The organism is Paenibacillus rubinfantis (assembly GCF_001486505.1).
Lineage (GTDB): Bacteria > Bacillota > Bacilli > Paenibacillales > Paenibacillaceae > Fontibacillus > Fontibacillus rubinfantis.
Genome location: NZ_LN909063.1, coordinates 111,608 through 124,176, shown reverse-complemented (window position 1 = coordinate 124,176; position 12,569 = coordinate 111,608). Strand labels below are relative to the sequence as shown.

Below are 12,569 nucleotides of genomic sequence, written 5' to 3'. Positions count from 1 at the left end.
GCTTATAGAAATGTGTGGATTTTGTGTAAACACTCATTGATTACTTCATCAGGGACTTTTCCCACCACATCAATACGTCGAGCACGCCAATCGAGGTTTTTAATCTGATCCGTTAAAATAACCCCTTGAAAAGCCAAACCGTCCGGTAAGGGAACCTCAAATCCCCACCCTCTAACGGTGTGAGTGATTGGACAAACCGAAACAAAGCCCGTCGTTTCATTAAATGCTCTAGGTGACAGCACGATGGCAGACCTTCTCCCGGCTTGTTCATGACCTGCTTGGGGATTAAAATTGATCCATACTAAATCTCCTCGATCTGCACACATCTACAACAGTTCCTTCCCTTCCACACCGAAATCAATCTCCTCGTGGCGATTTTCTGGCTTGCATTGGGCCAACAACTCTTCTAGTGTCGGCTTTTTCTTCTTGGGGATCACAACAAGGGTGTGGTCCTCACTAACAACCAAATCAACTTCGGAACCTTGCCCGACCGCAATTTGTTCAGCGATATGGCTGGGAATGCGAATGCCAAGGCTGTTGCCCCACTTCTGTATGGTCGTCGACATGGAGAGTTCCCCTCCTTTTCGATTTCGTGCCTTCATCTTATCACACTCCCGGTTTCTCGTATATACCAGTATATACATCCGGTTCGAAAATGATACCTCCAGCAGTTAAACATCGTATTTCTCCTGATATCGATTTCGGTTTGATAACAAAAGTAGAACGGGAACCAAAAACACCAAATTGCTGAGAGCAAGGCACTTGTTCTCTTCATCCGGTTTCCTTCCCTTTTCTCTCTGTTCGAAAAATTCTAGAATCTCTCCTATCTAAATGTTACTATTTTATAGGTTGGAGGCACAAGCTACCTATACAGTTAATTTCTAGTTCATTGGGAGGTAGTTATGGAACAACATCTTCTGGATCAAATCAACGAATGGTACGAAGCGGACGAACATCAGCAAATCGTCGATACCCTTCTAGCCATTCCTGAAGAAGAACGGGACTATGAATCGATCGGCGAGCTGGGCAGAGCTTATAACAATTTGGGGCTTTACGAGGAGGCTCTCGCCCATTTCGATACCATTTCTGAGGCGGGCAACCAGGATGCCCTCTGGCATTATCGGGTTGGCTATGCTCTTTACTATTTAAAACGATATGAGGACGCGGCCCAAGCTTTCCGCAAAGCGGATCAGTTAGAGCCCGGTGATCAACGTACGGAGTCCTTTTTGTATTGGAGCCTTCAAAAAGCGGAGAAGCAAAAAAGGGAACAGCTTCGGCTCGCCCAAAAGGCAGCTTCCATAAAACAAGGCGATTCAGCCAAGAAAAGGGGGGATTTTTCCGATGCCTGGTTAGCTGATTTCTGGGAAGACAGCGGGTATGCCCGCGATGCTTACCAGTCTGCCCCCCCTACGGATGAGCTCATTTCATCGATCGAGCAAGAGCTGGGCTACAAGCTGCCCTCCTCTTATATTGAGCTGATGAAGCATCGGAATGGCGGAGTGCCAAAGAACACCAATTTCCCCACCGAGGAACCCACCTCTTGGGCTGAGGATCACATCGCCATTACAGGAATAATGGGCATTGGCCGAGAGAAAAGCTACTCCCTGTGCGGAGACCTCGGCAGCCCATTTATGATCGAAGACTGGGGATATCCTGACATTGGCGTGGTCATCTGTGATTGCCCTTCGGCCGGTCATGATGTCGTTATGTTAGACTATCGGGCTTGCGGCAGAGACGGCGAACCTGAAGTCGTCCATGTCGATCAAGAAGACGACTATGAGATTACCTTTCTGGCGGACAATTTTGAAGCCTTTGTGAAAGGCCTGGTAAACGATGAAGAATACGATACTTCCGCGGAAGACAAAGCCAATGCTCTGGAGAAAGTAGCCCATGGCGCCTTCTCTCCTCTACTTGAAGAGCTGTGCTCCCGGGTAACCGAAGTGGAACAGCTGGAGCAGAAGATCCGCAAGATCTGTACCCAGATTGTCGAAGCGAAAGGCGGTTTTGCGTTTCATGCGGATGAATTATCGTATGTCATGTATGATGTACAGTTCTGGTTATATACGATGTCGTATCCTGACACCACCCGCGATCAGTATGTGGCTGCCTATCCGAACATCATTGCGTTTGGCAAGGAGTTTGGCCAAGGTGGATATGGGCCCTCCTTCATTACCGATTGGCTTGAGGTCCGCAGAAAAGAAAAGCGGATTGTGCAGGATCATGGGGTGATTCGGTTTACCGATTCGTATGTTGCGGAAATTATGGAGACGATAAACCAAGTCTAGGGGTGGTTCTGCATAATACGAGGCAATAAAAACTATCTTTGCCACAACTCATCCCGCGCTTCGGTCAACGCGAACCCTAGCAGGTTCCGGCCTCGCCACTTCATGGGATTCTCCGCATCCGGATGGGATTGGCCCATGCCGATCCCCCAAATCCGGTCCCGTGGGCTGGCTTCGACGAGGATGCGGTTCTTCGTCGACTTGAGATACTCGCCAAGCTCCGGATTCTGCGAAAACTTGGCCAAGCTGGCCTTTTTGACGATGCGGTAGCATTCCTTGCCCCAAGTATCCTCGTCAAAGTTTCGGACTGCACGCCCATAAGCCTTCTCTCTTTGGGGTGCTTACTCCTCCAGTTTTCTTCGATACAAGCGAGAGGGCCGATGTCCCATATTTTCGGTGTAATCATCCGTCTCCTGCACGAGATCAACCACCTTACGGCGAAAAGCCGCCTTCAACAGCTCTTTATCCAAAATCACCTCATAAACCTGTTGAAGTTCCGTCAGAGTAAACAGCTTGGGCATCAAGTTCAACACGATATCCGTATAGTTCACTTTTCCCCGCAACCGCTCGATCGCGCGTGCAATAATTTTGGCATGGTCGAAGGCCAATCCGTCATTCGATACGATTTGATAATCCGTGCTCGTAGATGTAGGCGTTACTGTCAATGTCCTTGCCACGATCGCCGTAAGCTCCTCTTCCCCGCGCAGCTTGAGTTCATACTCTTGGGTCTTGACGTATCCATCCTCCATCAGCTCTTTCTGCTCCCGCAGCAGCCGGTAGGATACCGTGAACCAAGCGGCGTCGGCCGCATCGTCCCCTGCCTTAAGCTCCAACTTGTCGCTGTTAATCAGCGCCATGTAGCTGCAGCTGATAACCCAAGTTCGAGGGTCTCGCCCGATATCACTGAACGTATATAACTGCTCCAAATACACGTCGTCCACGCCGGTTTCCTCGCGTAGTTCCCTCGCCGCAGCTTGCTCCGTCGTCTCATCGGGCCGAACAAAGCCGCCAGGCAACGCCCATTTGCCCAGGAAAGGGTGGCCTCCCCGGCGAATGAGCAACATGCGGAGCTCTTTATCCGGTAATTTGCGGTAACTGTCCGCCTCCTGGTCCGTAACCGTAAAAATCACCATATCCGCGGCCACCGAAGGCCGCTCGTAATCCCCTACCCGATATTGCTCCAAAAATTCGCGTTCCGTCCGTCCGTCCCGATCCAACAAATCCAATGGGAGTGCCTCCTTGTTTTGTATCATTTCTGAACTTAGCTCTTTACCTTACACCTCATCCTAACCGTGTAACTCCCCGAAATAGTTCTGATAAGGCTCGAATTTTGCCAGCACCTCGTCGACTTTGCGCATACGCTCCTCAAGGCTGCCCCGCAGCGTAAGGTAAGGAATCCGCCGGGCCTTCAAGTCCGCAATAATCTGTTTGTGAAAAACATGCCGCTTCTGATCCCCGCTGCGGTCCCAGGTGTCATCATAGGGAATGTCGTCGTCGCATAAGAAGAACAGGTCGTAGCGCTGCGCATTCTCCAGAGCCAACCGGGTTAATAACTCGGGGGCACGGCCGTGGTAATCCAGGGCGTACATATACGTAGTAATCGCATTCGTATCGACGAACAGGTATCGGTTTGCCTCAAGCAATGCCGCCGCCTCCCGCTCGATGTGGCCTACCGCGATTTCATCGAACGCTTCTAGGCTGATTCTGCGGTCCACCTGATGCTCGGCCCAATAATCGCGCCCGTATTCGCTGGCGAAGGTCGTGTGATACCGCTGCGCCAGCGCTTCGGTGATCGTCGACTTCCCCGTCGACATCGCGCCCACAAAGACCACTTTCGTGATCAAGTCCCGGTACACGAGATCACTTACAAACTCCCTGTACTTATAGGGGTCGGAACGGACCATCGTTGCCGAGATCGGAACCCGCTTGCGGGCTTCGTCGACCCGCCGGTCGGTCGCCCCTAAAGCGAGGCTCATATGTTTACCATAAAACTCGCTCGAGTAAAAATGCGTCACTTGCTCGCCATTCAGCAAACCAAGGATATACTGCTCTTCCCGAATCTCATGCTCTCGGTCATCCGAATACCCGTCCGGACCATCCCAGGCTTCGATCACCCGGACTTCCGGATACAGCTGACGGATCCAGTTGGCCCGGATCTGCAGCGGAATTGGCGTCACCGTCGTCTCATAGATGACCACGATCAGTTCATCAACCTCCTGCAGCGCCGTTTCGATCATGAACTGATGCCCTTTATGCAGCGGGGCAAACTTCCCCAGCGTTAATCCTAGCTTTTTCATGCTGCTACCTCCTTAACCCCTTTGTTCCAGATATAGTAGCCGTAACCCGCGTTAACCAGATACGCACTCCACATCACGATCATCAGCAAACCTTCGCTGCTGCCCTCCATCATCCGGATCGCCCACAACAGCACCGTAAACAGGTTTAACACAATATAAACCAGCCATTGTTCTTTAAATCGATTCACCATTAAGAAGGTAGCCACAATCGACAACACCGTCGTCGTGGCATCAATATAAGGTGAGTTCTGTCCCGGAATAAACGAAAGGCCAAAGCCTAGTAGCAAACAACCTACCACACAAATCCCCCCAACGAGGAGCAGACCTCGAAAGTCCAGCTGACGCATGGTTAGCTTGCCGCCTGGGCGGTTTTTTCTCCACATCAGGAAACCAATCACGTTCATCGGCACGAAGAACAACACGTTCAGCATCACCTCTCCAAACAACCCGTTGGTATAAGCCAAATAAGCGTACCCTACCGTATTGTACATCCCAAACACATAACTCATCAGGTTGCCCTTCGCCGCCAGCACGACGCATAACACCCCGGTTATAAAAACCGTAAATCCAAATAAAGAGTCCTTGGAAATCACCGTAAACCCGACCGCGATCGAGGAAAACAACAGCAACCAAACGATCTCAAATAAATTCCAGCCACCCACAACCCTTTTCAAGTTGCATCCCTCCGTTTTGTACCTCGCAAAACTTAGTAACATACTGTTAATAACATTTTGTTACTATCAAAATAACAGAAAAGCCTGGGAAAGGCAAGTAAAAATTCCCATCCCAGGCTTGGTTTTTTAGGATCTACCACTAAACCGTTTCATCGCATCCTCGGTAACCGGCTGAAAGAAGTTAAGCAAGTTGCCGTCGGGATCGCGGAACAGCATCGAACGGTTCCCCCACGGCATCGTGGTTGGCTCCTTTACCCAATCCTCGACAACTGCCTTCAAGCGCACATATTCGGCCTCGACATCAGCGACGCGGAACTCCAGAATGACCGTGCGATTATGGGCCCCCACAGCGGAATCGGCACCGAATAGCTGCGTCGTCTGGGTGTGGCCGATGGCAAGGGTGCATGAAGGCAAGACGAACTCGGCAAAAACGGGAGCGGGTCGTTCTGCCGACACCCCCGTAACGTTCTCATAGAACTCGACGAGACGATCCACGTTGTCTGTAATCATGCGTACCGAAGCGAAATTCACAAGATATCATCCTTCCTAGTTTCGATTTCCACCATTATAAAAAACCGCTACTGACAACATCATGTCAGTAGCGGTTTAGCATTTTTTGGGCTTCCTCCCGAATCCGATCTCGAAAGGATTCAGGTTCCAATACCAGGACGTCCGCTCCCCAGCCAAGCACCCAGGTCAGCAATTCATCCGGCTGGCGTACGCGTAAGACCACATCCAATCCTTCTGGATGCTCTTTCATGTCCTCTACGAAGTGGTAGTTCGTTTCCTTCACTTTAGCTGCAAGATCAGGGTTAAACCGAAGGCATACCCGCAATTGACGATCGTCAACAGGGGTATACTCCCCTATATCAAAATGCTCCGGAAGCTCAAATCGTTCATCTAGTTCAATCAGTTCAGCCATCCGGGACAACCGGAAATGGCGAATGTCTTGACGGAGGTCACACCGGGCCACAAGCATCCAAGACCCTTCAACAAGAACAAGGCCATAGGGAGCGACGGTACGTTCGCTATGGCGGCTTCCTGTGGAATCCGGAATACCTTTCGAATAATGAAAACGGATCTTTCGCCCATCGAGTAGTGCTCGGCGGATCTTATCGAGATTCTCCCTTTCGTTTGACGAAGCTGGGCGTTTGCCAGGAGGGAGCAAACGCAGCGACTTGCGGATCCGGGAGGTCTCGCGGCGGACACTGTCTGATAGCGTAACCTCAATTTTTTTCCTAGCCCCAATAGCTCTATCCCGATAGGCATCATCAAATCGTTGCTCGACAAAATCCATTCCAATCAGCAAGGTCACAGCTTCCTCGATGGTAAAACGGATCGGGGGCAGGAAATATCCCTCCATTAAGGAATACCCTGTGCCTGGAGTACCTGCAATCGGAACGCCTGCTTCACTAAGCGCCTGAATATCGCGATAGATGGTCCTCACGCTGGTTTCAAATTGTGCTGCCAAATCCTCAGCACGTACCACTCGCCTGCCTTGCAGCTCCAGCACGATGGCTAACAACCGATCTGTTTTGTTCATGTACGGCTCCCTTGTAACAAATATGGCATGTTGAATCAGGTCCAAGCCCAAAAAAATCCGTCGCGGTCCCAAGCGATTCTGCCGCCGTGGAGCTTGCGAAAAGCCTTTTTCACCTCTTTCGACAGCGATGCATTTCCATTGTCATTCACGAATACGAATTGTTCGCCGAAATGGGTCTTTACATATTCGATCGCATCTGTCTGGTATAGCGTCCCCGTAAATCTGATTTCCTTGACCATCCATTCTGCCACATCCTGCGCGGTTTCCATAAGATTCTGATCCTTTCCATTACGCATCCGCATCATTGCGGTCACGAGATCGTTTGTAGAATTTCCACAACCTGACTTTCAAGATTAGCGTCATCTATCGTTTCCAGATGTTCCGGCCGAATCATTTGATACTTCTTCATCTTATAGTATTCAATAATGGCCTGTTTCAAAGTGAGATCCACCCATTGAATACTAAAGGTCGGTTCCATAATGCGCCGCAGGGTGGCGTCATCTTGCACCAAGGACAGCACGGCATTCATTCGGTTAAACACCTTCTGGTCCATTCCGGCTTCAAAAAAATGCTGCAAACTTTTATTTCGATTTTGCTGGGCCATAATCAGCTTATCGTACAGCATCGGATAAAAGTCCTTGAGATCTTGCAGGAACAAGTCCGAGATATAAACAACGCACAGCAACGACTGCAGAAAGGTTTGTTGAAAGCGATCTACAAAAGGAAGAGAAACATCATGGACCACGAGATCCGCCTGCTGCAAGTATTCCACTTCATAGTTGACCACCTGTTCGATGATCTCCTCTTTGGATGAAAAATGCTTATACAGCGTCACCTTACTAATATCCATATATTTAGCGATATCGTCGATTCTCAATTGGCTAAACCTGGTTTTTCGAACGATCGGCTTAATTTTATTCATATAGTGATTTGCACTCAACGGTTTTCTCAAGACTTAAGCCTCCTTTGATGCTTACTTCACCATAGTATAGCAAAATCGGTGGAACGACAAATGATATTAACTGATTTAATTAACTTAACTAATTTAGTTAATTTAGTTTACTTTACAAATTTCTTGTCGTATAATCGGTCCTGTAACTAATCATGCCTTTGAGGTGAAAGGATGGATATGATGCGTGTATTTGTAACTGGAGCAACGGGGTTTATCGGTTCTGCCGTCGTACGTGAACTTCTCAATGCGGGGCATCAGGTGGTGGGACTTGCCCGTTCGGATAAGTCCGTCGCCGCGTTGATAGCAGCCGGTGCCGAAGTGCACAAAGGCGACCTCGATGACCTTAACAGCTTGCGAGAAGGCGCCGGATCCGCGGACGGGGTCATTCATTTGGCCTTCAAACACGATTTCGCCAGCTTTGAGGCGGCTGCAGCGGCTGACCGTTTGGCCATCGAGGCCATGGGAGCGGCGCTTCAAGGCACCGGGAAACCCTTCGTGGCCACCTCGGGCACGTTGATGCTTACACCGGGAATCCTCGGGACGGAAGAACAAGCGTCAACGCAATCTACACCGCGACGCTCTGAGGAGGCCGCGCTGGCGCTGGCGGAGCACGGAGTACGATCCTCGGTCGTCCGTCTGGCACCTTCCGTACATGGGGAGGGCGAGCAGGGCTTCGTACCAACGCTCATCGGGATCGCACGCCAAAAAGGGGTTTCGGCCTATATAGGGGATGGTTCCAACCGGTGGCCTGCCGTACATCAGTTGGATGCCGCTCGTCTTTTCAGACTGGCGCTTGAAAAGGGCGACTCGGGAGCTGTCTATCACGGGGTCGCCGACGAGGGAGTGCCCTTCCGGGATATTGCCGGAATCATCGGTCGTCACCTAAACCTGCCGGTACTCAGCATCACCTCTGAAGAGGCAGCCGCTCACTTCGGGTGGCTCTCCTTTGCCGCTTCCACGGATAATCCCGCGTCAAGTGCGTTGACCCGCGAACGCTTAGGATGGCAGCCGGTGCACCCTGCGCTGATCTCAGACCTTGAACAGGGCCACTACTTCAACAAATAGGAAATAAGGAAGATCGCTGCAGTGACAGCGAGCTTCCTTATTTATTAGTCGTTCCTGCCCCGTATTCAATTTTACCGCGTTGGGCGGAACGGCTGCAGGATCCGAATCCCTTCCTCAATGGATCCCTCCATCAGCTCCAAGAGCTGGGGGACCAGTTCCTGCATTCGCGGGGCGTTTAAATGCCGATCCAGAGCATCCTGGTTTTCCCAGCGCTCGTAGATGATGAATGTGCCAGGCTGGCCCTCTACCTCGTGAGCCTCATAGTCAATGTTGCCCTGGTCGTTGCGCGACGGGGTGACAGCAGCAGTCATGAATGCCTTCATCTCGGCTTCTCTCCCCGCCTTAGCTCTCGCCTCCCAGAGTACGGTAACGTAACGGTTCTTCGTATCGTTCATGCGAATTCCTCCAAATTTATCAATAGTATTTTTCGATTAAAGCCCTTGGTCCGCAAGAACATTATGACGAACCACATTTAAACGGCGCGTTTGGGATTGATCCCAAGCTTTTGCGATTGAATTCGGATACCGCTTCATGGCGTCCATAATAGCAACCGTATCCTCAAGTGAGTCATCAAAGCCTGCGCCCGTCAACGCTGACATGACATCATTGGTCCTCCCGTTACTACAGGTTCATCTGGCTGCGGAGCATCCGATCGAGAAGTTTGTCTGGGAGAATACGGACCAGTCGGGTCAGCAGGGCCGAATCACGACCGACTGTATAGCGGGTGCGCGGCTTATTGATGTGGATTGCTCGTGAAACCACTGCCGCCACCTTCTCAGGGCGAATACCGTCTGTTGCCCATGCTTCGGCCTGAGCCTTCACGGCGTCAAAAAGACGATCATGGCGCCTATGCTGGTCCGGCGTCATTAACTTGGCCAACCGCTCCGCTGTCGCAATCCCTTGCTCCGATAGGCCCGTGCTGACACCACCCGGTGTGATCATGATGACCTTGAGGCCAAACGAGGACATCTCCCTGCGGAGACTGTCATTGATGGCTTCCATCGCATACTTTGCAGCCGAATAAATTCCGAAGCCGGGCATGGAGACCTTGCCCCCAAGCGAACCGATATTGACCACGCGCCCGCCGCTATTCAGCAAGGCCGGGGTAAGCGCCTGAATAACCGCGACCTGCCCGATCACGCTGACTTCGATCTGACGGCGAAACTCATCGAGGGGAACCATCTCAAGGGGTGCATTAACGGCGATGCCGGCATTGTTGACCACTGCCCTCAAAGGGCGACCAAGCGGATCTTGCTCCACCCGTTCGGCCAGCGCCTTTAGTGTGTCGACCTGGGTAACATCGACGATCACCGGCTCTATATTTTTGCGTTTGATTTTGTTGGCGTCTTCCTGACGACGAACCCCAGCTAAAACATGAAATCCTTCAGCGGCAAGCTGCTCTGCGGTAGCCCTACCGATGCCGCTCGACGTTCCTGTAACGACGACCAATCCTTGAGTTTGGAATGACATAGTAACCCTCCTAGGTTTGATAAGATACGGACCCCTCTATAGCACTGCTATACACGGATTATAGCACCGCTATACTCTGTTGTCTATAGCGGTGCTATATTTTTATTTTTCGAACAAAGCAATTTCATGGGATGTTATGCTCGCATCCACTTAACATAAAAAAGATCGCCCTCCTCCTGAAGTTCCAGGTTAGATAGACGATCCTTCTTATGCTTCCTTATTTTTTAAAGCTTCACTTCAAAATGATCTGCATTACGCTTTCTCGAATGAGATCAACAACTTCGGGCTGGGGTGGAGGTACTTTGCGGGTTTGGGCCGTTACATACAACCAAGAGGCTGTATTGGCAGAAGCCCAGACTAGATCTGCCGCAGCCTGCGTTGACACAGCCAATTTGCCTTCGTCGGCAACTCTGCGAACATTTTGCACTAGTACTTGGTACGACTGATCCGCCGCCTCGATATGAGCGCCCTCGAGCAACCGCCCCATCATCGCCGCATAAATCCGAGGACGGGCAGCCGCAAAGCGGACATAGTCATCCCATCCTTGCCGTAGAGCCACCTCAGGAACGGTGGACTCCACAGCGGTAATCTTACTTTCAAATAATTGCTTGAACGCTTCCACTATAGCTGCACTCAGGAGTCCATCGGCATTACCAAAATGGTGATAGAGCGTAGGAGCGGAAACTTGCGCGATCGCAGTTACGGCTCGAGTCGAAAATTGGGCTCCACCCTCCTCTTCGAGGACCTGAAGAGCAGCTGCTAATATTTTGTCATATGTGTTCATAGCTCCATTATAGCAGTGCTATATACAGGTGTCCATGACGAAGGTTGTGCGTATGGTTTTTTTAAATAACTAAAGCTTGAAATGATTATAAACATTGGCGGATCATTTTAAATGAGCCGATGGCCGTAACAAAGTGAGGCTGAAGCCAACGAATTTGCGATGCCCCTCCTTGCCCCTAGCTAAGGCGTCGCTACGTGGGCACAAGCTTTTCGGAACGAGAAGTTTATACGGTATGAAGTTGAACAGATGTGCGACTGGTTGAGCTCGCTGCTGGCACACTCGAATGAGGAGGAAGCCTATGAATACAATAATTGCAGAAACAGACGGCAGACCGCGTTGCAGATGGTGCGGCGCCGCCCCGGAATTTCTTGATTATCACGATACCGAATGGGGATTCCCGGTCGACGACGATCGCCGGTTATTCGAGAAGATCTGCCTGGAAGGCTTCCAATCGGGCCTGAGTTGGCGAACGATTCTTGTGAAACGTGAGAACTTCCGTGCTGCATTCCATGATTTTGACTTTAACCGAATCGCGGACTATACCGATCGCGACCTAGATCGTCTGCTCGGGAATAAAGGCATCATCCGCCATCCGGGCAAGATCGAGGCGGTCATCAACAATGCACGGAGGGCGCAAGAGATGGTCCAACGGGAGGGCTCGTTGGCCGCCTTCTTCTGGAAATACGAGCCAGACCGGAGTCAACTTGCGGAGCCGCAGACAGCATCCACTTCGACGCTATCGATCGCGCTGTCGAAAGAGCTCAAAAAGCAAGGCTGGAAATTCGTCGGCCCGACGACGTTGTACGCTTTCATGCAAGCGATGGGGTTGTTCAACGATCATGTTGAAGACTGCGTCATCAGGGCAGAGGTTGAGCTCGCGCGCCAACAGTTTCATCATCCCCGGACTGCAATGGGTAAACGTTAAGCGGCAACTGGCAAAACGCAGGCCGTCCCTGAAAAAAAGACAGTTAGGGCTACTCCGTGTGCCCTAACTGTCTTTTTGCTAACTAATTTTAAAACGTACTGTATACACTTGCGCATTCTTCCGCAGTCGGTTCATAGAAACAATGTTTCTTCCATCGACCTACAAACGGCTGGTTATACCAAGTTGGCGGACAGGGGCCGGGATTGTCATACGATCCTGGGCGGAAATACCATAGCGAAAATTTGGCGGGCCAACTCCGCTCCCCATTCACAACCCGTTGCGCCAGACGGCGTTCTCTATCTCTTGCTTTTTGATAGTACATCCCATGATGCAGCGCTTCGAACGCATGCGGCTGGTTAATCATTTGGGGAATGGTCCGGATTCCTGTAAAGTCGGAACAGTTCGCTCTGATTCGATTAATTCCCACAGCTCCAACATGGAGCATGCCCATTTCGCCTTCGGCCTCCGCCTCAGCGCGGAGCAACCTTGCCAACATATCGATATCCTGTTGCCTGGATTTTACGACTGCCATTTGCTCACCTCATTCGATTTCTAGACTCATCATATTTGAGGTGAA

17 protein-coding genes and 1 pseudogene are annotated in these 12,569 nt (G+C 50.9%); 3 read left to right on the top strand and 15 right to left on the bottom strand.

The window, feature by feature from the left end; translation table 11 throughout:
- Positions 1-2: 2 nt before the first annotated feature.
- Positions 3-326, bottom strand: coding sequence for a type II toxin-antitoxin system PemK/MazF family toxin (locus BN3277_RS05630; RefSeq protein WP_059041312.1), 324 nt, complete (start codon positions 324-326; stop codon positions 3-5).
- Positions 327-602 carry an AbrB/MazE/SpoVT family DNA-binding domain-containing protein gene (locus tag BN3277_RS05625; protein ID WP_059041311.1) on the bottom strand — a complete coding sequence of 92 codons (276 nt, stop codon included), beginning with the start codon at positions 600-602 and terminating at the stop codon, positions 327-329.
- A gap of 300 nt (positions 603-902) precedes the next feature.
- On the opposite strand from BN3277_RS05625, the gene BN3277_RS05620 reads away from it, so the two are divergent.
- Positions 903-2,285, top strand: coding sequence for an SMI1/KNR4 family protein (locus tag BN3277_RS05620; RefSeq protein WP_059041310.1), 1,383 nt, complete (start codon positions 903-905; stop codon positions 2,283-2,285).
- Positions 2,286-2,317: 32 nt separating this feature from the next.
- Here the strand turns inward: BN3277_RS05620 and BN3277_RS05615 are convergent.
- From BN3277_RS05615 to BN3277_RS05580, 8 genes and pseudogenes are all read right to left on the bottom strand, one after another.
- A pseudogene (locus BN3277_RS05615) lies at positions 2,318-2,628 on the bottom strand (NADAR family protein); the annotation flags it as partial.
- On the bottom strand, positions 2,624-3,508 hold the full coding sequence (locus tag BN3277_RS05610) for an NUDIX hydrolase (protein ID WP_059041309.1): 885 nt from the start codon (positions 3,506-3,508) through the stop codon (positions 2,624-2,626). The gene BN3277_RS05610 and the pseudogene BN3277_RS05615, both read right to left, overlap by 5 nt.
- A 60-nt stretch (positions 3,509-3,568) precedes the next feature.
- On the bottom strand, positions 3,569-4,579 hold the full coding sequence (locus tag BN3277_RS05605) for an AAA family ATPase (RefSeq protein WP_059041308.1): 1,011 nt from the start codon (positions 4,577-4,579) through the stop codon (positions 3,569-3,571).
- Positions 4,576-5,253 (bottom strand): nicotinamide riboside transporter PnuC, encoded by a 678-nt coding sequence (gene pnuC / locus BN3277_RS05600; protein ID WP_059041307.1) that lies wholly within the window; start codon positions 5,251-5,253, stop codon positions 4,576-4,578. Before pnuC ends, BN3277_RS05605 begins: the two co-directional genes overlap by 4 nt.
- A gap of 126 nt (positions 5,254-5,379) precedes the next feature.
- The gene (locus BN3277_RS05595) at positions 5,380-5,784 is read right to left on the bottom strand and encodes a VOC family protein (RefSeq protein ID WP_059041306.1); all 405 of its coding nucleotides are present in this window, start codon (positions 5,782-5,784) and stop codon (positions 5,380-5,382) included.
- Positions 5,785-5,848: 64 nt separating this feature from the next.
- Positions 5,849-6,796, bottom strand: a complete 948-nt coding sequence (locus tag BN3277_RS05590; RefSeq protein ID WP_059041305.1) for a helix-turn-helix transcriptional regulator — start codon at positions 6,794-6,796, stop codon at positions 5,849-5,851.
- Positions 6,797-6,831: 35 nt separating this feature from the next.
- The gene (locus BN3277_RS05585) at positions 6,832-7,065 is read right to left on the bottom strand and encodes a DUF6953 family protein (protein WP_059041304.1); all 234 of its coding nucleotides are present in this window, start codon (positions 7,063-7,065) and stop codon (positions 6,832-6,834) included.
- Positions 7,066-7,106: 41 nt separating this feature from the next.
- The gene (locus BN3277_RS05580) at positions 7,107-7,748 is read right to left on the bottom strand and encodes a TetR/AcrR family transcriptional regulator (protein WP_059041303.1); all 642 of its coding nucleotides are present in this window, start codon (positions 7,746-7,748) and stop codon (positions 7,107-7,109) included.
- Positions 7,749-7,928: 180 nt separating this feature from the next.
- Between BN3277_RS05580 and BN3277_RS05575 the strand changes: the two genes are divergently transcribed.
- Complete coding sequence (locus tag BN3277_RS05575; RefSeq protein WP_059041795.1) at positions 7,929-8,813, top strand: SDR family oxidoreductase; 885 nt, start codon at positions 7,929-7,931, stop codon at positions 8,811-8,813.
- Positions 8,814-8,884: 71 nt separating this feature from the next.
- Here the strand turns inward: BN3277_RS05575 and BN3277_RS05570 are convergent, their stop codons facing one another.
- The 4 genes from BN3277_RS05570 to BN3277_RS05560 all read right to left on the bottom strand — a co-directional run bounded on the left by BN3277_RS05570 (position 8,885) and on the right by BN3277_RS05560 (position 11,067).
- Complete coding sequence (locus BN3277_RS05570) at positions 8,885-9,208, bottom strand: putative quinol monooxygenase (protein ID WP_059041302.1); 324 nt, start codon at positions 9,206-9,208, stop codon at positions 8,885-8,887.
- A 36-nt stretch (positions 9,209-9,244) separates the two neighbouring features.
- Positions 9,245-9,412, bottom strand: a complete 168-nt coding sequence (locus BN3277_RS25465; RefSeq protein WP_157688689.1) for a hypothetical protein — start codon at positions 9,410-9,412, stop codon at positions 9,245-9,247.
- Positions 9,413-9,434: 22 nt separating this feature from the next.
- Positions 9,435-10,283 carry an SDR family NAD(P)-dependent oxidoreductase gene (locus BN3277_RS05565; RefSeq protein WP_059041301.1) on the bottom strand — a complete coding sequence of 283 codons (849 nt, stop codon included), beginning with the start codon at positions 10,281-10,283 and terminating at the stop codon, positions 9,435-9,437.
- Positions 10,284-10,515: 232 nt separating this feature from the next.
- The gene (locus BN3277_RS05560; protein ID WP_059041300.1) at positions 10,516-11,067 is read right to left on the bottom strand and encodes a TetR/AcrR family transcriptional regulator; all 552 of its coding nucleotides are present in this window, start codon (positions 11,065-11,067) and stop codon (positions 10,516-10,518) included.
- 298 nt (positions 11,068-11,365) lie between these two features.
- Here BN3277_RS05560 and BN3277_RS05555 point away from each other — a divergent pair, with 298 nt between their 5' ends.
- Positions 11,366-11,992, top strand: coding sequence for a DNA-3-methyladenine glycosylase I (locus BN3277_RS05555; protein WP_059041299.1), 627 nt, complete (start codon positions 11,366-11,368; stop codon positions 11,990-11,992).
- Between the two features lie 88 nt (positions 11,993-12,080).
- Here the strand turns inward: BN3277_RS05555 and BN3277_RS05550 are convergent, their stop codons facing one another.
- Positions 12,081-12,524 (bottom strand): cell wall hydrolase, encoded by a 444-nt coding sequence (locus BN3277_RS05550; RefSeq protein ID WP_059041298.1) that lies wholly within the window; start codon positions 12,522-12,524, stop codon positions 12,081-12,083.
- Positions 12,525-12,569: the final 45 nt, after the last annotated feature.

What these genes read in the sequence shown, in the direction of transcription:
- BN3277_RS05630 (WP_059041312.1), bottom strand. Translation starts at nt 326, where the DNA reads ATGTGTGCAGATCGAGGAGATTTAGTATGGATCAATTTTAATCCCCAA.
- BN3277_RS05625 (WP_059041311.1), bottom strand. Translation starts at nt 602, where the DNA reads ATGAAGGCACGAAATCGAAAAGGAGGGGAACTCTCCATGTCGACGACC.
- BN3277_RS05620 (WP_059041310.1), top strand. Translation starts at nt 903, where the DNA reads ATGGAACAACATCTTCTGGATCAAATCAACGAATGGTACGAAGCGGAC.
- BN3277_RS05605 (WP_059041308.1), bottom strand. Translation starts at nt 4,579, where the DNA reads ATGAAAAAGCTAGGATTAACGCTGGGGAAGTTTGCCCCGCTGCATAAA.
- BN3277_RS05590 (WP_059041305.1), bottom strand. Translation starts at nt 6,796, where the DNA reads ATGAACAAAACAGATCGGTTGTTAGCCATCGTGCTGGAGCTGCAAGGC.
- BN3277_RS05585 (WP_059041304.1), bottom strand. Translation starts at nt 7,065, where the DNA reads ATGGAAACCGCGCAGGATGTGGCAGAATGGATGGTCAAGGAAATCAGA.
- BN3277_RS05575 (WP_059041795.1), top strand. Translation starts at nt 7,929, where the DNA reads ATGCGTGTATTTGTAACTGGAGCAACGGGGTTTATCGGTTCTGCCGTC.
- BN3277_RS05570 (WP_059041302.1), bottom strand. Translation starts at nt 9,208, where the DNA reads ATGAACGATACGAAGAACCGTTACGTTACCGTACTCTGGGAGGCGAGA.
- BN3277_RS25465 (WP_157688689.1), bottom strand. Translation starts at nt 9,412, where the DNA reads ATGTCAGCGTTGACGGGCGCAGGCTTTGATGACTCACTTGAGGATACG.
- BN3277_RS05565 (WP_059041301.1), bottom strand. Translation starts at nt 10,283, where the DNA reads ATGTCATTCCAAACTCAAGGATTGGTCGTCGTTACAGGAACGTCGAGC.
- BN3277_RS05560 (WP_059041300.1), bottom strand. Translation starts at nt 11,067, where the DNA reads ATGAACACATATGACAAAATATTAGCAGCTGCTCTTCAGGTCCTCGAA.
- BN3277_RS05555 (WP_059041299.1), top strand. Translation starts at nt 11,366, where the DNA reads ATGAATACAATAATTGCAGAAACAGACGGCAGACCGCGTTGCAGATGG.
- BN3277_RS05550 (WP_059041298.1), bottom strand. Translation starts at nt 12,524, where the DNA reads ATGGCAGTCGTAAAATCCAGGCAACAGGATATCGATATGTTGGCAAGG.